The sequence below is a fragment of the Kurthia sp. ISK08 genome (assembly GCF_046159805.1).
GTDB classification, from domain to species: domain Bacteria; phylum Bacillota; class Bacilli; order Bacillales_A; family Planococcaceae; genus Kurthia; species Kurthia gibsonii.
On the sequence record NZ_JBJXHL010000011.1, the window covers coordinates 12273 to 34025 of the forward strand.

Here is a 21753-nt window from a genome sequence, read left to right on the forward strand (position 1 = left end):
GATAGCTAGAATCGATACGAGCCTCTTTCTCAAAACCAAGCTCGTATCAAAAGAATAGTAAAAATTGCATGAAATTCCCCTCCTATTTTGCTTTCCTTACGATAACAGCATTTAATACAATTAATATACCTGTAATCAAAAATAATACGGCCACATTTGTTAAGTGGATCAGAACCCCAGCAAATGCGTAACCCAACGGTGTTGCAAGTAATGCCAAACTTCCAACAAAACTAAACACTCTCCCAAGTAAATGAGGTTCAATTTCGGTTTGGATAAGAGCATAAAACGGAGCTGAAAATAATGGACCAGACAATCCCACTAGACCAGCCATTACGATAAATCCATAGAATAAAGTTGATGGAAGTGTGCCAGAAATGAATAAGGCAATCCCCATCAGTATCATTCCGCTAACAATGAGTTTCAATTTTTCAAATCGATCTCCGAAAATCCCCATTAATATACCACCAAAGATGAGGCCAACAGCAAAAACAATTTCGATTATTCCAGCTTCAACTACGCCCTTCTCGAAATGATTTCGTGTCATAAGCGGAAAGTAAGTGCCTAGCGGAATATACAGCACCGAAACAATCGTAATCGTGACTGTTAACCTTAATAAAACAGGATGTTTTACAAGTGCATGATATCCTTCTTTCATATCGCTGATAAAACTAGAAGAATCAACAGTTTCTGAACTCTGTACATTTGGAATGTGAATAAATAGCAAAATACTACTAGCAATTACTGCCCCAAAGACATCTAGTAATAGAACCCACTCAACGGAGCTTATCGCTAGTAATGACATCCCCGCTGCTGGACCAACAATATTTGATATAGAAGCCACTGTCTGTCCCCATCCAGAAACTTTTGTCAAATGCTCTTTTGGGGCTATTAGTGGAATAGACGCTTGCATAGCCGGCATATGGAATGCAGTTGCTAATGAACGAACGATCAATACAATTATCACCAATATAATACTCGGATCATAAAAATACATTGATACAAATAAAGCTAAACTTCCAAGTGCAACCGTCATATCTGCAATTATCATAATCACTTTTCGTGAATAACGATCAGTAATAGTTCCTGCAAAAGGACCTAACAATGCTTGTGGCATAAATCCAGCCAGTCCTGCTAATGTTAAAATCAGTGGAGAACCTCCTGATGTATCTGTTAACCACCAAATGATACTAAATTGAACAGCAGCACTGCTTAATAGTGAAAAGAACTGCCCTGTAAAAATCGCAATAAATTTCCGTTTCCAATTCATATTATCCATTTTCCCTACCTCCAAATAATAAAAAAATCACAAGCATCTGCTTGTGATTTTAGAGTAAAGGGAAAGAGATCCATCCTTATTTTTTGTGACTTGTAGAAAGTCATCACTAAACATACCTAGCTCTAGCATGAGCATGGCTAAGAAAGTGAAAAAGATAAAAATAAAGAAAGGCAGAACAAGTCGCCTTTCTCATCATAACATCTTTCCATCCCAAATAAATCAAACAGTATATTGCCTACATCAAAATAGTTAGACAAACCACAAGTATGGATTGGGTGGATTTTTGAAATGAAGATTATTAAAAAAGGACAGACTACTCCCATTTACTCTGTAAATACAAACAGAGCCTTTGAACGTATTTAATTACTTGTTCAAAGATAGGGAACGTAGTCTCATAGAATGTGTCATTTTTAATAATCCTCCTAATAGTTTATAAAATACATTAGTAATTATATATTTTTAATAAAAAAAGTCAAGTTAACTAAGACTATTTTTCTTGCACTGTACTGAATACCCTTTGGCATAAATACCAATATTTCAAAACTTAATATATATTTATCATAAATTTCTTCTGTTATGTGGTATTTTGGATAATGGCCCGTTTGCAGAAAAAAGATTACGGGTAGAAACTATAATCTCCCTTTCCATTTACTATTTTATAGATTGTTCTGCCTTGTATCAAGTGTTTGCCGTGCTTGCATAAAAAGTTGCATAAACAATGTTCCACTAAAAAAGAGACAAATGGCCGTTATATCAACGTTTGTCGCTTTTCCCTATGCCCCCAAACTTCCATTTGGGAACGTTATTATATTTATTGATGTATACGTTATAAATCCTTTTTAAACTACAGCACTTTCGTTTGTTTAAGTAGATTACTTCACAAATATAATAAATAAAATCTCATTTAACTATACTATCTACCAAAAAACAGGGTAACAGCGAGCTGGATTTAGGTCAAGGTTTCGGACACACAAAAGTTAAGTTTTTGTTTTGTCGCAACCACCATTTATGGAGTGTTCCATTTAAGTGTATTAAAAGGATTATTTATTAAACGTCTGAGATTTTACTGAATACCAACTTTTTAAAGTTACTCGTGTGCTTTACTTTATAAATCGCTAGGCTCTTTTCCCATTTAACTAAACCTTCTTTTAACCAACTACCTGAGCTGAATATAATGTATTTTAGTAAAGGCTCAATATGCAATTTAATATTTGAACAATCTAAGGATGTAATAATTAAAGTAGAAACACTACGCCCAGCGCGTTCAACTTCTAACAATGCAACTTCTTTTCCATTCCTTAGTTTTACATATGCCACTATATACTTTCTAGGAGTAATGCCATCATCTAAAAACGCAAATGAACGCTCTCCTATGTCAGTTAACTCACCAACATATGCCTCCACACTTTCTACAAAATAAGCTCTTGATAACTCATTTAATACTTCTTTAAAGTCCGCTAATTCACCATTAACATATGTATTTTGTAATGACTTAACTTCTAAGCCTCTTAATAGACTTGTTCCGCCAATATCCCCCATTGAACGGCTGTTATTAACTGCTTTGACAGTCTTTTTAGTGTTGTGATCAATTCCCTCGCGTTGTTTGGATGAAGTTATTCTTTGTTTAGTAATTACTAGAGCATCTACGTATTCATGAGTTAAAGTATCAGTCATTACTTCATCAAATTCATTTGTACGTCCATCAACTGTTACATCCGCTTCATAATCGCCTGAAGTTGAAAGGGGGAGAATTATACGTTTTCTTGGTTCATTCGATTTTTCATGACGAACAAGGCTAGGGTGAGTAATTTCCAAATTAGAAACCTGCAATTCTTTATCTAGCATCGCCTTAATATATAGAACTGTATATCCTGTTGGTGTTTTTTTCACACGTAGCTTTAGTTTGATTGGTGTTTGAAATGGCCATTCAAACTTAAGAGAGTCATTAAAATGAAAATTACTAGCTATACTTTCATATACTTTACGAGCGTTATTGTTCATTAATAGCCACACTAAATGATGTAAATACTCGTTCTTTAAATACTTTGCATTGTATGAAGACGCGAAGTGTAATCGTAATAAATCCGACTCATATTGTTCTGTGAAATATAACGGGAAAGAGTTCATTTCAAATAAACAATTCAACAGGAATGCATTCGGTGCAATGATTCCTCTAAGCACTTCAATTAAAGGTAGGTAGAAACGCTCCCCATTGTATTTGATAACGAAAGTTTGCGATATTTCTGTATATTTTGTCCCGCGTATTGAATAGTTTTGTTCAAAATAGCCAACGTAATTTGGATCTATTGTAATGATAATTTCTTCAGTTTGGTTAGGTGAGATAGGTTGCGTAATAACCCCATCTACGTAATAATGCTGGATTCTTAAAGAAGCTAATACAGTCCAATCAACTATTAACTTTTCAGTTGTATAATATCCATTAACTTTTCCACTAAAATAAACTGGCAGCACAATCTTTTTTTCGTATCTAAAAGGTGCACCGATCCATTCTAATTTCACGCGTGCACCTTGATCAAACGGCCAATTCTTAAGCTTTATATCTTTGCTTTTCATCGATTCCACCTTCCTGTAAATACGCCTCTAATATTGACCGAATCGTTTTAAAATCCTTTGACTTTATCCCTGCCAATCTTTGAACACGCCACAATTTCACATCGCTTGATTCATTTTTCAAATTATCAATGATTCTACAGCATCTGCGAATTTGAAATTGTTCCACACTTTCCGTAATTTGCTCAAGTAAACGCTTTGTAATAGGCAGCTGTTCTAAATGTCTTTCAAGATTGGCTATTATCCCTAAACGTTTACCTAAAAGAGATGTCGTAATTCGAATAGGCTTCTCAGACGCCCATAATTGCTCATATAGCGTTTTTATTGCAATTGTATATTGTTTGTCTCTTTTACTCCAATCGACGGTCTTAACCTCGTTATAACGCTTTTGATGGGCTGGTAATATACTAAACAACCATTCTTTATCGTGACGGTATAAATACATATATTCTTTTTGGTAAGTTTTACGTAATTGCGTTCTACTTGATTGCGGATGCTTTTGCACAATCGTAATAAATTCAGCTTTATATGAATCTAAGTTTGATACTGTAATAGGAACCTTTTGCTGGTCCTGTTTGAATGATGGCTGTTCTAAATATTTTTTTACGGTTTTAGAATCTACGCCTAACTCTCTTGCAATTGCTCTGATACTTATGTTTTCACATGAAAGTTCAATTAATTTTTGATGCCATACATGACCAAACTCTTTTACTCGACCTATCTTGAATATGTCTGTCGATTGTTTTCTTGCATAAATAAACCCACATGAGCATGTAAATGTGCCAATTAAATTTTTCGTTTTAGAATCCCTTGTTACGTCTACATCTTGAATGATGAACTGCTTGTAATGTGATGCAGCCTTATTTAAACAAGGAAATGGACCATTACCAAATGCACCTTGATCAGCTGAAGTAGTTCCAAAACTCTCTATATCCTGTTGTAAAAAATCCAGCAGAAATAAATGACGTAGCGGATGTACATGACGCTTGGAATTACGCAATAACACCTTCAACCAATTATATTCGTATGCCTCGTTTAATTCACTTTCATACAGTTGCAAAAAGTCCTTTGGGAAATGTGACTCGAACGCTTGATATAACTCCTTTTGTCGCACACAATTTGAGGCTGTTATTAAATTGCGCTCTCTTAATAACGCTCGATACTTAGAACTTATGATTTCCCTTGAAAGTCCATGTAAAGGTAATTGCAACAGTTGATATGCCTGCTTTGCTATTGTTACAGCTATATCCTTATATGGATCCGTTTCGTAAATAGCTGTTAAATTCATATGTTTTAATTCAAATCTGACATATTGTATCCGACTATCTGTTGTAGTTGGATATTTACGCAAAGACACTTCATGATGTAGACAATAATTAATTCCTTGAAGCTGATGCTCTCTATGAATGTACGGTTCTCCGTATTGTGCATCATCTGCTTTAGCACATTCGGCACAATAATATAAACCATCCTTTTTACAAACACTTCCCGCAATCATGCCAAGCCTTGTATATAATGCCTGTCCATCTTGTAATACATCCTGCAAAACTTCCTGCTGCCGTGCTTTCGATAAAAACGAAGCATAATACGGATAAATCGTATGGTTGGATAAAAGCGATTCTACCGAGTAATGCGGTCCTAGCTTTTCTGCCAAAACAGAAAAATAGCTGCCAATCTCCACACTCGGTATCACACAACGACTGCCAAACAACTCTTCCAACGTATCTTTACAATCAAGATTCCCACTATAAAAGTGGTAACGAGCAATGGCTGAATACAACAACTCATTTGGATATGGGTTTGTGAAGAAAGGTAGCATTTAATCACCTCATAGACATTAATAAATTATACAAATAACTTATTTGCATCCAAGTCGTAACCGGCATTCTTTAGTTCTTTAAATAAATCCATGTGCCAACCGTTCCCTGAATCATAATTAATATATACAACTCCTGATATATCATTTGGTTTTTCAATATCATCTTTAACTAATGCACACACATTAGATCTCCCCAATCTGCCAATTAAATAACCATGTTCAAATACAACGTTTTGTCTTGCTCTCATTTGTAGTTCATCACTAGCTTTAGCTTTCCCTAAATCACAAGGGGTATAAAGTACAATACCAAAACCTACATCTGCATTATTCTCTATTTTTTCAATAATTGTTGCCCCACCACTAGCTTGTTCATGTAGAATTATAGGTTTCAAGTCTAATCTTTCTAAAAACCTAGCGACAGAGATTTTCACACTCTCATCATGACCATGCACTATAAATACTTTTTTGTTATCTATTTCAACTTGAGAAGGATTCATTAATATATTTTCATAATCTTCCATTTTAATTTTAGCTTCTTTCATTATTTCCGATGTTACATCAAGGGTATAATCATCATCACTAAAAGCTTCTTCTTTAGTCACAATCCAGATAAAATTCTCTGGTAGTTCTGCATCTTTTCTTTCCACTATTGTTTTTATAGGGAATTCCGTAGTTTTAACCACTATTCTAACTACATTTTGAGAATTCAAAAAATAACCATTAAACTGTAGTTCTTCTTTTTTTAAGAATGGTAGAATAGTTTCTTCAATAATTTTATTTTTGTCTTCTTTATCATATTCGTATAAACTTAAGTTTTCACTAGCACCTGGAATATTTGTCACTTCCATAAATACTTGATACAACATTTATTTCATCCCCTTTTTTACAATAATAAAAATTAATAATGCTATATTTATCTAATATTTTCTACAGCTTTATATCTCTATTTTAATGTATCCTTTACTTTTTAATAAATCGTAAGGATGTATTTTTTTCTTCAATGCTTGCTCTCTTAAAATTAGTAAAGGTAATACTTTATCTATAGAAGCTATAGAATTCTTCTTTTCTTTTACTCTTTCATTCATCTCAATTAAATAAGGTATCAGTTTTGATTTCAGAACAATTTCATCCGTATCAGCTGGGGTATCTTCTACTATTTTTTGAGTAGCTTTTAGAATATCTGTTGAAGATAATGAGTGAAATATGCCTAAAGATGCGGCTTCTACGCTTAACGCTTCAATTAATTCTTTCCGCTTGTACTCTAACGTATTCTGACGTTCTTTCATTGCTGCTTGTACTTTACCTTCATACTGCGTATTCTTCTTATGATTCATCATCAGTTCATCTAGATTAATCATAATATCCTCATACTTATACATCGCAGTAAAATCATTATTCCTTATCGCCTTTAGCATTGGCTGAATAATTTTCATATCTTCTTTGGCCGTTTTTTTAATTACTTTAGATGTTAATATTTCTTCTTCATTTTGTTCATCAAATAAAACGCGTTCTTGCGCTAAAATAAACAGATTAACAGCTACCGACGTTATACCTTGGCACTCGTCATAAAACGTCTTTTTAACGTCTTCTGTGAGCTCTGAGCGTGTTTTAAGGCATTGCAATTTCCAAAGCGTTTCAAGAAAGAACTCCCATTCTTCACTTTCTTCGTCCATCCTATCCCAAATAATTGCTCCATCACTTGCCGCGCGTCGAGCTTGACGGAAATTTCCTTTGAACAGTTGCTGCGCTTTAGAAGTACCAATTAGGACTGTAGGAATTCCAACAGTATTAGATAATGTTACAAAGAAATTTAACATCTCTTCTTGATCATTTTTAGCATGTAACAAATGCTGAATCTCATCAATGACGAGTACACCAATCCCGTACATACTAGCTAAAGATGTCATATGGAGAAGCATTGTAGATGTAACTCGATTTAAATAACCGAACTTTTCTAAATAACGAGTTCCTAATAAATCATCGATTGCTTTAAAAAAGCTTTTGCATAACGTAGAGAGGCTTCCATCATATGGACAATCGATTTTCAACCACACTATTTGAGTACGATTAAATGGTTGGTCTTTGTAAATATCATGTTTAATGACTTGAGGATACATTAATAAAAGACGCTCTATTGCTGTCGTCTTACCAATTCCAGAAATCCCAATAATCGAAAGGCTATCGGCAGTTGAACGAATATAATATAAACGATCATCGATATATTTATGAGCTTGTTCCTCATCTTCCCGTAATTCATGCAATACTTTAAGACGTTCAAAAAATGTTTTATCTAATGGGTTTCTAGCTAAATATCCTCTGCGTATCAAAGTTGATAAACGACGTTCTACTTCAAAATGGATCGGTAATGGCTGAATGAAATTTTTCACACGCTTTAATACGTGATAACGAATATTAATATCTTTCTGCTTGTCTTCCTTACTTATCCGTGGGGTTACCATAAATCTATCTAATACGTCATCCTCATTGAAAATAGGCGGAAGAGCTTCTAGAAAAGGGTTATTTTTGTACTCTGGAAGGAGTTGTTGCTTGTAGACCGCTTCCTCATAATCGCCTTTTAAAACAACATTATTCGTCTTCTCCAAACTGCTCATCTCGCTTTCTTTTCAATTTACTCATTATGCCTGAACTCGATTTTTTAGGTGATTCTTCTTTTATTTTTGGGAATTCTAATATTTGTGTAGGTTGTTGATTCATTTTTGCTTCTCTATCAACTAAATCAAATTTTTCCTCTTCTCTTTGTAATGCTTTTTCCGCCTGTCTATTTACCTTTATATTACGAACTTGTTCGGTTTTTGAAGTTGGTTTGGGCTGCTTTTTCTTTTCTGATTTAGCTTTTTTAATAATGTCTTCAATTGTTGCATCCGTATTGATACTGTTATTTTTCTGTTCAACAAACTGCTCTGCCTTTAGTTCTTCAAGATATTCCTGATAAAATTCGATTTCATCTAACGTATTTCCTTTGTATTGTTCGCTTGTATCTAACAAGAAACAAATATCAAAGCTTTTACCATCATTAGATGGGATATAGATTTGATTCATATCTCTAGGGTCATATGCAACTTCAATGCTTGTACTTCTCAACTTCACATACCATTGCTCATTAATAGCCTTATCAGAACCATAAGAAAGCCCTTTAAATTTAATACCCGCTCTAGTAATACGAGCTTTTCCGCGTGGTAATATATTTAGCCTATATATGTTTTTGTCATTTGTAACTTGTAAGCGTCCTTTTTTATTAGCAATACCCCAGGACCAAAGATTAAGTGGGGTAGCCACTAAGCCATCTTCAATCATTGCTTTTTCTAAAGGATATTTATCAATAATTTTTTGATTATGTTGTAGCATTAAATGAATAACAATTTTAGTGAATTCCTTTAAATTTAACGTGGCATCTAATCTATAATCTCGATCTCCACGCTCACGATATTCTTTTTGAATCGCTCCTGGTGCTTTACGTTTTATTTTGCCATTGATGGTACCAAACTGACGTTCAATGACTCCTTTTAAATCCCCACGATAGGCAGAAGTGTTTTCAATTTTGATATTAAAGTTATTAATTAAACTTGTTACTGAATAACCTTCAAACTCGCCTCTATCTGCAATTATAATTTCTGGTAAATGTTTAGCTGGCCATTGTGAATCATTAATATAAATGTCATGTTCTGCACAGAAAGCAACTTTATCTGTAATCATATTATCTAGAGCCATCATCGCACCTATCCAAGAAGGACCTTCTAAACCAACGTATACACCTGTAAATAGCCTTGAATACACATCTATAATTCCGTAAACAACTGGACGTCCAATAATTAAAGAACGATTAAATGAGCTCACTAAGTAAATATCAGCAATCGTGGCATCAACTTGAAATCGAGTACCGGGTCCGTCTGCCTCCTGTGTAGAATTACTCAAAATTGGTCTATGCTTTAGTTCAAACTCTTTTTTACTTTTACGCATAGAAATATCTAACTGTGGATCCTCATACTTTTTAAACCAATAGTAAAATTGGTTATAACTCGGAATTATTGAAGCATCCCACACACTATATTTCACTTCACCATCTTCAACATATTTATTAGAGTAGAAGTCACGTAGTAAAAATTCATATGCATCTGTTAAAGTTATCTGCTCTTTTTTACGGTAGTACTGTTTTATTACATGTGCGAATTGTTTTTTCACATCGTCAGTAATATTAATACCTTCGTTTAAATCATTATTTAAGGCATATTTACGAGGTCTTCCTACTTTATTTGCCCCTGATAAATCTCTTTCCTTACCTTTACCACCTGATTTATTGTAGTCGGGTAGTAAAGCATTTTTATTTAAGCCTCTTTGCCAAAAACGAGTAAATAGTCTTTTTGCCTTGAGCTTTTTCAAATTAAACTTTTCAGCAATTTCGTCAAAGGTTACATCACGCGTTTTCTTTTCAAGCAGCTGCCATTTAAGTTCTTGCCATGAACTATTTATTACTTCCCAATCTCCATCTCGTTTTTCAACCTGCTTTGGAGTTAAATATTTATCATCTTGGCTCATAAAAAACGGGTCTGAAACTGCTAATAAAATACCTGCTTCGATTTCATCCTCAAATGTTTTCAAAGTGACTTTTTTAGGCATAGCAGTATCACCGTTTAGCTCCACATAGTAAACGAATGGATCGTCTAACTCGATAACACGTATTTTATTTTCATTATCTTTATTCACATACTGATACACCTGGTTATAAAAAATCATATTGCTTTCACCTTCTCAGAATAATCCTTATGAACAGATTGGATTTCAATAACACTATTTACATCTAATCTATTCATTAAATCTACTTCAATTGCTTTTGTAATAATCAGATGTTTGAATAGGGTAAGACCACAGCCAGGTGCTAAGTAAAATACCTCGTCTAAACGCGTACAAGCTTCTCTAACTGTTCTATCCTCCGTAAGTAAAGTCGAAATTAAGTGAACGCTAAATATATCAATATCCGCTTCACTAAATTCATTAAAATCTTCAATACTATTTAAATCAGCATAAGAATGTACAAAAGAAATGTTCATCGCCATTTCTTTCGGTACTTCTAACTCTGTTACAATGCCCCAATCAATACCTTTACGTTTCCAGTACTCTCGCTCGATTTCAAATTTTTCAATGACGCGTTTATCCATAAGGTCATTCTTATATTTTAATGTTCGAGCTACATTGATAGGCTTTCCTTGTTCCATTTTCGTAACTACAAAATCCGTTGTCATAACAATTGGCTCTTTCGTTTCAGGATGTGCTGGATGTTTAATACCCAACTCATTTGCAATAATCATTGTTTCCTCTAACTCTAATAATGGAAATTGCTCACGAATATCAACTACATAATCGGAATATTCCAACAAATAAAAGTAGTTACGTTCTAAGTCTGATAAAAACTCATACTGTCGAGGAATTTTAATACCTTTTAAGCGAGTGGAGCGACCAAGAGATGATACATCTTGAATAACTAGCCATGGCTTGTAATCTATTCCTATTCCTTGACCAAGACCGTCTTTTAGCTTTTTCTCTATCGGTGTTGTTCGTTTGCGTTTGGACAATTAAAATCCCCCCTTATAGTCCTAAATTATAATAGTCTTCCATAATTTTTTTGCGTAATTCTGTTTCTTCTGAAATTTTCTCTTCACTTCTTAACCTTTTTCCAAATATAGAATTACCTTCAGCATGAAGTGCATATAAATTTGTAAGCCTATTTAAATTTAGCAACAATGTATTTTCCTTAAATAATCTGTGCGCTCTTAAATCAGCAAGCTGATCCACTTGTACTACAATATCCCATAAATTGTAATCAACACCTGAGAGTTCTGAAATTAAAGGGTATAGTCTATCGTGAATATTCTTCTTTTCATCTTTCCCTACAACATCTTCAATAAAATCTTTATCGAATTTAACTGTATTAAAATAATCATCATATAAATTATGCTTTTTTAATAAATCTAATAAATCATCTTCATCATGTAATCTTATTTTAATTCCAAATTCTTCTTCCTTCACTTTTTTCCACTTTCTCCACCAACTTGCTTCCTTTTCAGACAAGATAAGGGGAACAGCTAATATCCATTCATTCAGTTCTGTTTTATCAACTGAACCAAGTGAATTTCGAATTTGGCTTTTTTGAGAATCTCCTAATTCGTTAATAAAAAATTTACACTGAACAACAATAAATTTATCAGGATAATCTATGTATACATCAATACCTCCATCACCATGCTGAACTCTTACTCGTTTAACTTCAGCGTCTGGATGTTCATTTTTATAGATTTTATAGCATACCTCTTCAAATTTATCTCGAGCACCTTCTTTGTACTTGTCCCATAACCAGTCAAAACTTCTCTCCATATAATGCCCTCCAAAAAGTCAGAAATAAAAAACAACCTCTTATGGATATTTTACCCATAGAGGTTATTTTTTATCAATCTTTATTATTAATTATCAATCTTTATTATAAATTATCAATCTTTATTAAAAACCAACAGTCTGATTAGCTTTAAAAATATCCTTACTCCACCGTCACACTTTTCGCTAGGTTACGTGGTTTATCCACGTCACAGCCGCGTTGTAGGGCTGCGTAGTAGCTGATTAATTGTACTGGGACAACTGCTGCTAGTGGTGATAGTAATGGGTGTACGTGCGGAATTGTGATGGCATCGTTTGCTTCTGCCATGCCTTCCATTGAGATGATGCATGGGTTTGCGCCGCGTGCTACGACTTCCTTCACGTTACCGCGTAAATTCAGTGCGACTTCTTTTTGCGTCGCAAGTGCGATGACAGGTGTGCCGTCTTCGATTAAAGCGATTGTACCATGCTTCAATTCACCGCCAGCAAATCCTTCTGCTTGAATATACGAGATTTCTTTTAATTTTAGTGCGCCTTCCATACTCACGTAGTAATCCATGCCACGTCCGATGAAGAATGCGTTACGTGTTGTTGCTAGGAATGATTCTGCTAGTTTAGCAAATTCTTCTTTGCGATCAATAATTGATTGAATCGCATTTGCTGCAATGCCTAATTCTTTCTTCAACTCGATTTCTGGTTGGTCTGCTACAACATATGCTGTAATCGCTAATACTGCAACTTGTGCTACATAGGCTTTTGTTGACGCTACTGCGATTTCTGGACCTGCATGTAATAGTAATGTGTAGTCGGCTTCACGTGATAATGTTGAGCCTGGTGCATTCGTCATCGTTAATGCTTGATAGCCTAATTCTTTCACCTTCACTAATACTTGGCGGCTATCTGCTGTTTCACCTGATTGTGAGATGAAGATGAATAATGGTTTTTTCGATAGTAATGGCATGTTATAGCCGAACTCACTTGCGATATGCACTTCTACAGGGATTTTTGCAAGCTTTTCAAAGTACTGTTTACCGATTAATCCTGCGTGGTAGCTCGTACCTGCAGCAATAATATATAGACGATCTGCTTCTTTAATCGCTTGTTGAATCGCTGGGTCAATCGTTAATTGACCTGCCTCATTTTCATACTTCTGTGTAATGCGACGAACGACTGCTGGTTGTTCATCCATCTCTTTTAACATGTAATGTGGGTATGTGCCTTTATCAATATCGCTCAAATCAAGTTCTGCTTTATACGGTGCGCGTTCTACAACGGTTCCGTCTAACTTTTGGATTTGAATTGAATCTGCTGTCACAATCACCATTTCTTTATCATGTAATTCAATAAATTGATCTGTTACGTGTAACATCGCCATAGCATCTGATGCCACAACATTGAACTGTTCGCCAACACCTACTAATAGTGGGCTACCTTTTTTCGCTACATAAATGACATCTGCTTCTTCTGCATCTAATAAAGCTAACGCATAAGAACCTTCTACTAATGTTAGTGTTTTACGGAAAGCTTCTGCTGTTGTCATACCTTCATTTGAAAAGTGTTCAATTAATTGCGCAATGACTTCTGAATCCGTATCACTCGTCATTGTCACACCTTGTAAATATTCATCTCGTAATAAATGATAGTTTTCAATGACACCATTGTGTACTAATGTAAAACGTTTTGAAGCACTTTGATGTGGGTGTGCATTCACATAGTTCGGTACACCATGCGTCGCCCAGCGTGTATGTCCAATTCCTGTTGTTGCATCTACTGTCATGTCCACGACATCACGTAAATCTGCAATACGTCCTTTTTCTTTGAATACCTGTACGCCCGCTGCATTCTCTACTGCAATACCCGCTGAGTCATAACCACGATACTCTAATTTTTCTAGTCCCTTCAACAAAATTTCCTTTGCATCTAGTTGACCAATATAACCTACGATTCCACACATATTTAATTCCTCCGATATTTTGCAAATTATGAAAAGAGAAAAAGTCCATAGCAATGAAAGTTCGCATAGAAATTCCCTTACGAACAGTTTCTCTGTCTCTCTATGATTTGCCATTTCATCTCTTTGTCTAGCGAATCACTTCACTATTTTAAAGATGAACTTACGATCGGGCTGTCGACCGGGAGGCATCCGCCGAAACTTTCGATACTCCTCCACCTCGTCTACTGAAGATACTTGTCGTCCGATTTCTTCAGTACTGGCGCTATAACTGTTTTTCCGATTTACGCTTCTACACAATCCTCCTCAGCAAATTATCAGAACTATATCATAAACGGTAAAAGAATATACGTCAATTTAAAACATACAAATATCATTTTATTTATATAATATTCCCAATTTCCCAGGAAATAAACACGAAAAAAGACAGTGCCGGCTTATTTCCAACACTGTCTTTTGAATGATGTTATTCAGCTAAACCCATTTCTTCTTTTACAACTGCTGCAATGCGTTCACAATATGCATCACATTGTTCCTTCGTTGAAGCTTCGACCATTACACGTACAAGCGGTTCTGTACCTGATGCACGTACTAACACACGTCCATCACCATTCATTTCCGCTTCTACAGCTGCGATTGTTTCAGCTACTTTTTCATTTTGTGTCACAGCATGCTTATCTGTTACACGTACATTGATTAATTTTTGAGGGAAGATCGTCATTTCAGCTGCTAATTCTGATAGACGCTTACCTGTCATCTTCATTGTGTTCACCAGTTGTAAGCCTGTTAATAAGCCATCACCTGTCGTATTGTAATCAAGGAATACGATATGTCCAGATTGCTCACCACCGACATTGTAGCCACCTTCACGCATCGCTTCTACAACGTAACGGTCTCCAACTTGTGTTTGAATACTCTCGATTCCCTCTGCTTCAAGTGCTTTATAGAAGCCCATGTTACTCATCACAGTTGAAACCACTGTATTCTTATTTAAACGACCTTTTGCATGATGATATTTTGCACAGATATACATAATTTGATCGCCATCTACAATCTGTCCTTTTTCATCGACTGCAATTAGACGGTCACCATCACCATCGAACGCTAAACCGACATCAGCACCCTTTTCAAGCACGAATTCAGCCAATGCTTCTGGATGTGTTGAACCTACGCCATCATTAATATTTAAACCGTTTGGTGAAGCACCCATTGATGATAGGTCTGCTTCTAGGTCAGCATATAAATGTGTCGCAAGTGATGACGTTGCACCATGTGCACAGTCAAAAGCAATATGAATATTTGAGAAATCTTCATCTACTGTTTGTTTTAAGTATTGGATATATTTAAGTCCACCTTCAAAGTAGTCACTTACAGACCCTAAATCAGCACCTGTTGGACGAGGTAGTGTATCTTCATCTTGATCTAAAAGCGCTTCGATTTCCGCTTCTTGTTCATCTGATAATTTAAAACCATCTGGACCGAAGAATTTAATCCCATTATCTTCTACAGGATTGTGTGATGCTGAAATCATAACACCTGCATTTCCACTCATTGCGCGTGTTAAATAAGCAACGCCCGGTGTACTAATAACGCCCAAACGCATAACCTCAGCACCAATTGAGATTAGCCCTGCTACCAATGCACCTTCTAACATCTCACCTGAAATACGCGTATCGCGACCAATTAATACCTTTGGACGTTCTGTTGCGTCTTTTGTTAAGACATATCCTCCAAAGCGACCTAATTTAAATGCTAACTCAGGAGTTAGCTCACTATTAGCGACGCCACGTACGCCGTCTGTACCAAAATATTTACCCATTTGATTTTTTCTCTCCTTCAAAACCATTCCTCATATACGTTAGTCTTGTTTCGTAAAACGAACTTTTATTTGATCTAACGACGGAGTCAATTCTATACCTTCTGAACTCTTTACTTGGATTGGTAGCTCTTGTATCCCATCATCAATTTTACTTGCATCAGCAAATGCTTGAATATCTGCTGTCGTCAGAGCTGAAATTAATTTAGAAGCGCCTTTTGCTATCACATTAATTTGCCCTGATGATGGTGTAATAAATTCTGCACTATAATCTGTAATGTTCATGCCTTGCAACTTCACATTTATATTTTTAAATGTTTTTTCGACGTCTTCCGTTGCAGTATCTTCTTCATCTTTTTTCGCTGTATCTGTTTCATTTTTGTTTTTCGCGCTCGTCTCATTTTCTTTTGATACTTTTACGCGTACATCAACTGCTGCAAATGATAAATCTGCTACACCTGTAGGTTTTTCGAGTGTTCCTTTAACAGTTGTCGTCTTTTTCAAACCTTCTACATCTGCATTTACAACAACCTGTTGTATTTTTTCTAAATTACCACGTGAACCATATACAAGTACTTTATCAGATTTAGGGGTTACACCATCAACTGTATAACCTTTTGCCGGTTTTCCTTTTTGGTTTACAACGAGTGGCACTTCTTTATTATACTCAGATAACTCAACTTTTACTTTAACGGTTTTTGGCTCTACGTCAACATTTAAAATATTCATATTGCGGTCAAAGATTTTAATTCCCGCTACCTTTTCGAATGTCTTATCTGCATCTTTACTCGCTGAGACTGTCGCTTTTACATACGTAATGCGATCAATCGCACTCTTTGCACCAGATACAGTTACCGTTTCTGGCTCTGTTGTCATGTTTTTCACGTATTTTGTATCTGCAAGCTGCCCTTCATTAATTTCAGGTTCCACTTTCACATCTTTTGTAATACGTTCTTCTACATTTACTTTTGCTGTTTTCGGTTCGACTTCTACAGCTAGTTTATCAGAGAATCCTTCAGGTTCAAACTTAACGACATGCGTTCCCGAAGGCTGATCTTTGATATTCGCAACCACTTTAATATTACGACCTGTTTTCGTTGTGATAACAATGCCTACAGGACCGCTAATTTTAACATCAACAGTCTGTGGTACGCCTGTGACAACAAAGTTATTATCGTCGTATCGTAATTCAACAGGCACATCACGCAAAACTTCTTCTTTAATACCAGAGTTCGTCGAATCAATCGTATTACCGCTCGGTCTCACACTAAAAAACATTAGAATAGCTAGAGCTAAAGCTGTAATACGAAGCATCCAGGGGTTATCAATAAATTTATTCACTATTTTTTGCCCCCTTTCCATGACCAACGTGTTGTATTTTTCTCTGTCGTATCACCGAACCAAGCATTACGCAAACGTTGTTCAAACTCCTCCATTGAAAGGTCACGATGTAATTCACCGTTCACTGTTAAACTAATGCCACCTGTCTCTTCTGAAACAATGACAGTTACTGCATCTGTTACTTCACTAATTCCGATTGCTGCGCGGTGCCTTGTTCCTAATTCTTTTGAAATGAATGGACTCTCTGATAGCGGTAAATAACACGCTGCCGCTGCAATACGATTCTTTTGAATAATAACTGCACCATCATGTAATGGTGTATTTGGAATGAATACATTAATCAGTAATTCTGAAGAAATATCTGAGTTCATCTGAATACCTGTTTCAATGTAATCATTCAAACCCGTATCTTTTTCAATTGAAATCAATGCACCAATACGACGCTTCGCCATATAGCTAATTGATTTTGTCATCGCACTAATTAAACGATCACGTTCCTCCTCTTCCTGCATACCACTTCGAGCAAAGAGCTTTCCGCGCCCTAACTGCTCTAGCGCTCGACGAAGTTCAGGTTGGAAGATAATAATAATTGCTAAAAAACCATAATCGATTACTTGATTTGTCATCCAGCCTAACGTTGTAAGCCCTAAATATTCCGTTATAATTCGAATAATAATAATGACGAAAATACCTTTTAATAATTGAACAGCTTTTGTGCCCTTAATTAATGTAAGTATTTTATAAATGACGAACCAAACAAGTAAGATATCTAAAATATTTAGAAATGTCCTTACTAGTTGATTCTCTGTTAAATTCGTTATTTCATTAATAAATGTCATGTGGAATCCCCCACTTTTCTAGCGCGTACGTATGGTAATAAGTATAGCATAACATACCCCGTCCTCGCCTTTTTCAAGCCAAAAAAGGATAGAATTTACTTATCATATAGCCTGATATTCAAAAGGACGGAAAAATGCAGCTGCAAGTTTCCGTCCCCTTTAGTTATTCGAATGTGAATAGCTTTTTTGTGCCGTCTTTGATGGTGTACCATAACCATTCAAATGTATCATCAATTTCTTCAATCTGGCCTGTTACATTTGCAGTAGAAGCCATGTACTTACCGTTAATAACGGTGACATCCCCTTCTACCTTACCATCAATGACTAAATCACCATTTGTGACAACGATATCCCCTTTTACCGTTTGTCCTGCCGGTACAGTCACGCGATCTCCTTCAACAACCATCCCCGGATGTTCTGTTACAGAAAATGCTGAGCGGTCATTGTATCCTGATAATAAAGAAGCACTCATTAAAATCATGAACAGTGCGGCTGCGACAAGAATCGGATGCCTTCTCAACCATCGCTGCACACCGGACTTTAATTTTGGCTTTGGTAATCGGAACATAACGCGCTCTGTAAATCCTGCTGGTACAGGCATCGCTTGTAATGTTCCCACTAAGTAAACGACACGATTTAATTCATCCATATGTCGTTGACAATCCGGACATGTCTGTAAATGTTCAGTAAGCACTCGATCATGCTCAGAACTAATTTCTCCATCTAAACGCTCATGCATATAGTGGACAATCTCTTTTGGACATGTGTGCATCATGCTTCCCCCTACACGTCACCTAACTGCTTACGTAACGCTTCTCGCCCTCTGTGTACACGTGTTTTCACAGTACCTAGTGGTATTTCGAGAATATCGCTAATCTCTTGCAGCGGTAACTCCTCAATATACTTTAAAATAACGACCGTACGATATTTTTCTGGCAATCGACCAATTTCGTAATGAATACGTTCTTTTAACTCCATACGTTCTACTTCTTCGTCTGGTAGACGTTCTTCTGACGCAATTTGCGAATACATATCTAGTCCTTCAGTTCCCGGTACTTCGGCATCTAAGTAATAGTCCGGTTTCTTCTTTCGCAAACGGTCAATACAGAGATTCGTCGCAATACGAAACAACCATGTTGAAAATTTTCGCTTCGGATCAAATGTATGCAAATTTATATATGCGCGCACAAATGCTTCCTGTGCGATATCTTCAGCTTCTTGTTGATTCCCAACAATACGATAGCATACGTGATAAAGACTCTGCTGGTAAGAGTTCACAATGTCAGAATACGCATTTTGATCGCCCTTCAGCACCTGCTTTATTCGTTTGTGTATTAACGTGTCCATTGTGATGTTCCTTCCAACTAAACTGTACTTGATATACGTTTTATTCCATCATATAGTTTCAAAAATCGAGTACGTATATTATTGTAACATGAAGAAGGGGGTTATGACTTTTCAAACTATACCAGTGATTCACCTAATAGCGAACCCATTAAGCCTACAGCTACATTTGCTGTTGCATTCTTCGTATCTAAAACAGGATTCACTTCTACAAATTCAGCTGATGTTAACAGGTTCGACTCTTGCAGCATCTCCATCGCTAAGTGACTCTCGCGATATGTAATCCCTCCTGGTACTGGTGTTCCCACACCTGGCGTATACATTGGATCTAAACCATCTAAATCTAAAGATAAATGCAAACCATCAATTTCACGAGAACGTAGATAAGCAAGTGCATCTTCCATAACAGCTGCCATTCCTAAACGATCAATCTCATGCATTGAATATACTTTAATGCCCTTTTCTTTAATTAGTTCGCGCTCTCCTTCATCTACCGAACGTGCACCAATAATTACTAAATTTTTCGGATCAATCTTCGGCTGCTCCCCGCCAATATGCGTTAGCTTTTCATGTCCTAGTCCCATTGCTACTGCAAGCGGCATACCATGAATATTTCCTGATGGTGATGTTTCAGCTGTATTCATATCCGCATGCGCATCATACCAAATCACACCTAGATTTTTATAATGCTGCGCAAGACCTGCTAATGTTCCAATCGCAATACTATGATCACCACCTAATACAAGTGGGAATTTTTTATGTTCAACTGCTGTCGCAACTTGTTCTGCTAATTTTGTACATGCTTCTACAACTGCGCCTAAATTACGCAATTTCGGATGTACTTCTAGTTTGGCTGCGTTTGGCACGTAGATATCCCCTTCATCTACAACTTCATGTCCTAATGCCTCTAAACGCTCTACAGCACCTGCATAACGAATAGCACTCGGTCCCATATCTACACCTCTACGCATTTGACCAAAATCGATTGGCACACCAATCATTGAAATATTTAATGTTTCCATTAAAACAACCCCCTTTGTTAGTTGTTTCTATTGTAAACATTTTTATGTAAATGGTTCAACTGCACATGAATTCGCATAATTATTCAAAAATAGCTATTTAAAGAATAGATTTTCTAAATGAAAACCCTATCCTTGTTTTTTCATTTTTTCGTAAAAAAAAACCATCTCAACAACGTGAGATGGATGCAATCATAATGGATGAGTCATGCAGGATTCGAACCTGCGACCCTCTGATTAAAAGTCAGATGCTCTACCAACTGAGCTAATGACTCATTATAAAAACAAAAATGGCTGGGGTACCTGGATTCGAACCAGGGCATGACGGAATCAAAATCCGTTGCCTTACCGCTTGGCTATACCCCAACAATGGAAATGATATTTAAATTAAATGGTGGAGGGGGGCAGATTCGAACTGCCGAACCCGAAGGAGCGGATTTACAGTCCGCCGCGTTTAGCCACTTCGCTACCCCTCCGACAAAAAACAATATGGTGGAGGATGACGGGATCGAACCGCCGACCCCCTGCTTGTAAGGCAGGTGCTCTCCCAGCTGAGCTAATCCTCCGAAATATGAATGGTGACCCCTACGGGATTCGAACCCGTGTTACCGCCGTGAAAGGGCGGTGTCTTAACCGCTTGACCAAGGGGCCATCAATTTAAGTCTTTCTTAACAAGACAAGAATTATAATATCATGTTTATGATGTTATTGCAAGTGTTTTTCAAAAATAATTTTTAAGTTTTCGTAAGCTTCCAACCGGGCTCGAACCGGTGACCTCTTCCTTACCATGGAAGCACTCTACCTGCTGAGCTATGGAAGCATAGCTTTTAAACATAAAAAATGGCTCCGTTGGCAGGACTCGAACCTGCGACCCTCTGATTAACAGTCAGATGCTACTACCAACTGAGCTACAACGGAACAACACTATTATTTTGTTGTGCTATCTCTAACACAATTATTATTATAACAAAATATAAAGTAAATGCAATAGCTTTTTAAATAAATTTTAAAACTTTTTATTTTCTGATTTCATTCGTTTATCTAAGTATTTTGAAGCCATTATGGCGTTTTGTTTTACGTTTACATACCTAAATAGGTTTTTATCTCACAATAGTTTATAACGTGTTTTAAAACGTATTATCTAGCTTAAAATAACCTCATTCTATATATTACTATAAAAGACTGTACGAGCTTGTAGAGCAGCTTTTTAACTAGCTTAAAAGGGATCATCTACTGTAGATTCTTTCAAGCTGGTTACAATGCTATCTTTTCCTTGTAGATGAATGTAGATGAATCGCCTTTGCGACAGGACGTCGCGCTCTTTGGCAATCCTCCTTGAATCTTTTCAAGGGTTTCCCCCTTTTGAAACATAAAAAAAAGTAACCACTCAGAC

The 21753-nt window shown here is 36.2% G+C and carries 15 protein-coding genes and 7 tRNA genes; all 22 read right to left on the reverse strand.

The window, feature by feature from the left end:
* Positions 1-82: 82 nt before the first annotated feature.
* Complete coding sequence (locus tag ACKVQX_RS14205) at positions 83-1276, reverse strand: macrolide efflux MFS transporter Mef(F) (protein ID WP_101035418.1); 1194 nt, start codon at positions 1274-1276, stop codon at positions 83-85.
* Positions 1277-2323: 1047 nt separating this feature from the next.
* On the reverse strand, positions 2324-3850 hold the full coding sequence (locus ACKVQX_RS14210) for a Tn7-like element transposition protein TnsE (RefSeq protein ID WP_195862695.1): 1527 nt from the start codon (positions 3848-3850) through the stop codon (positions 2324-2326).
* Positions 3825-5666 carry a TnsD family Tn7-like transposition protein gene (locus ACKVQX_RS14215; RefSeq protein ID WP_195862696.1) on the reverse strand — a complete coding sequence of 614 codons (1842 nt, stop codon included), beginning with the start codon at positions 5664-5666 and terminating at the stop codon, positions 3825-3827. The genes ACKVQX_RS14210 and ACKVQX_RS14215 overlap by 26 nt, the downstream gene beginning before the upstream one ends.
* 26 nt (positions 5667-5692) lie before the next feature.
* Complete coding sequence (locus tag ACKVQX_RS14220; RefSeq protein ID WP_101035421.1) at positions 5693-6532, reverse strand: TIR domain-containing protein; 840 nt, start codon at positions 6530-6532, stop codon at positions 5693-5695.
* 69 nt (positions 6533-6601) lie between these two features.
* Positions 6602-8278: an ATP-binding protein gene (locus tag ACKVQX_RS14225; protein ID WP_195862697.1), complete on the reverse strand. Its 1677-nt coding sequence runs from the start codon at positions 8276-8278 to the stop codon at positions 6602-6604.
* Positions 8253-10418, reverse strand: coding sequence for a Mu transposase C-terminal domain-containing protein (locus tag ACKVQX_RS14230; protein WP_101035423.1), 2166 nt, complete (start codon positions 10416-10418; stop codon positions 8253-8255). Before ACKVQX_RS14230 ends, ACKVQX_RS14225 begins: the two co-directional genes overlap by 26 nt.
* Complete coding sequence (locus ACKVQX_RS14235) at positions 10415-11254, reverse strand: TnsA endonuclease N-terminal domain-containing protein (protein ID WP_101035424.1); 840 nt, start codon at positions 11252-11254, stop codon at positions 10415-10417. Before ACKVQX_RS14235 ends, ACKVQX_RS14230 begins: the two co-directional genes overlap by 4 nt.
* A gap of 13 nt (positions 11255-11267) precedes the next feature.
* The gene (locus ACKVQX_RS14240) at positions 11268-12053 is read right to left on the reverse strand and encodes a restriction endonuclease (protein ID WP_101035425.1); all 786 of its coding nucleotides are present in this window, start codon (positions 12051-12053) and stop codon (positions 11268-11270) included.
* 160 nt (positions 12054-12213) lie between these two features.
* Positions 12214-14004, reverse strand: a complete 1791-nt coding sequence (glmS, locus tag ACKVQX_RS14245) for a glutamine--fructose-6-phosphate transaminase (isomerizing) (RefSeq protein ID WP_409136439.1) — start codon at positions 14002-14004, stop codon at positions 12214-12216.
* A 463-nt stretch (positions 14005-14467) separates the two neighbouring features.
* A complete protein-coding gene (glmM, locus tag ACKVQX_RS14250; RefSeq protein ID WP_068450202.1) occupies positions 14468-15820 on the reverse strand; it encodes a phosphoglucosamine mutase in 1353 nt (450 codons plus the stop codon).
* A gap of 39 nt (positions 15821-15859) precedes the next feature.
* Positions 15860-17158: a YbbR-like domain-containing protein gene (locus ACKVQX_RS14255; protein ID WP_068450199.1), complete on the reverse strand. Its 1299-nt coding sequence runs from the start codon at positions 17156-17158 to the stop codon at positions 15860-15862.
* Entirely contained in the window at positions 17158-17997 is an 840-nt protein-coding gene (cdaA, locus tag ACKVQX_RS14260; RefSeq protein ID WP_068450197.1) for a diadenylate cyclase CdaA, read from the reverse strand. Before cdaA ends, ACKVQX_RS14255 begins: the two co-directional genes overlap by 1 nt.
* 163 nt (positions 17998-18160) lie before the next feature.
* Positions 18161-18769, reverse strand: coding sequence for a zf-HC2 domain-containing protein (locus tag ACKVQX_RS14265; protein ID WP_141274280.1), 609 nt, complete (start codon positions 18767-18769; stop codon positions 18161-18163).
* 11 nt (positions 18770-18780) lie between these two features.
* A complete protein-coding gene (gene sigW, locus ACKVQX_RS14270; RefSeq protein ID WP_068450194.1) occupies positions 18781-19344 on the reverse strand; it encodes an RNA polymerase sigma factor SigW in 564 nt (187 codons plus the stop codon).
* 116 nt (positions 19345-19460) lie between these two features.
* Complete coding sequence (gene rocF / locus ACKVQX_RS14275) at positions 19461-20363, reverse strand: arginase (protein WP_068450192.1); 903 nt, start codon at positions 20361-20363, stop codon at positions 19461-19463.
* A 199-nt stretch (positions 20364-20562) separates the two neighbouring features.
* A tRNA-Lys gene (locus ACKVQX_RS14280) sits at positions 20563-20635 on the reverse strand.
* Between the two features lie 16 nt (positions 20636-20651).
* Positions 20652-20726 (reverse strand) — tRNA-Gln (locus ACKVQX_RS14285).
* Between the two features lie 26 nt (positions 20727-20752).
* A tRNA-Tyr gene (locus ACKVQX_RS14290) sits at positions 20753-20836 on the reverse strand.
* Between the two features lie 14 nt (positions 20837-20850).
* Positions 20851-20926 (reverse strand) — tRNA-Val (locus tag ACKVQX_RS14295).
* Positions 20927-20936: 10 nt separating this feature from the next.
* Positions 20937-21011 (reverse strand) — tRNA-Glu (locus tag ACKVQX_RS14300).
* 96 nt (positions 21012-21107) lie between these two features.
* Positions 21108-21180, reverse strand: a tRNA-Thr gene (locus ACKVQX_RS14305).
* Between the two features lie 21 nt (positions 21181-21201).
* Positions 21202-21278 (reverse strand) — tRNA-Asn (locus ACKVQX_RS14310).
* Positions 21279-21753: the final 475 nt, after the last annotated feature.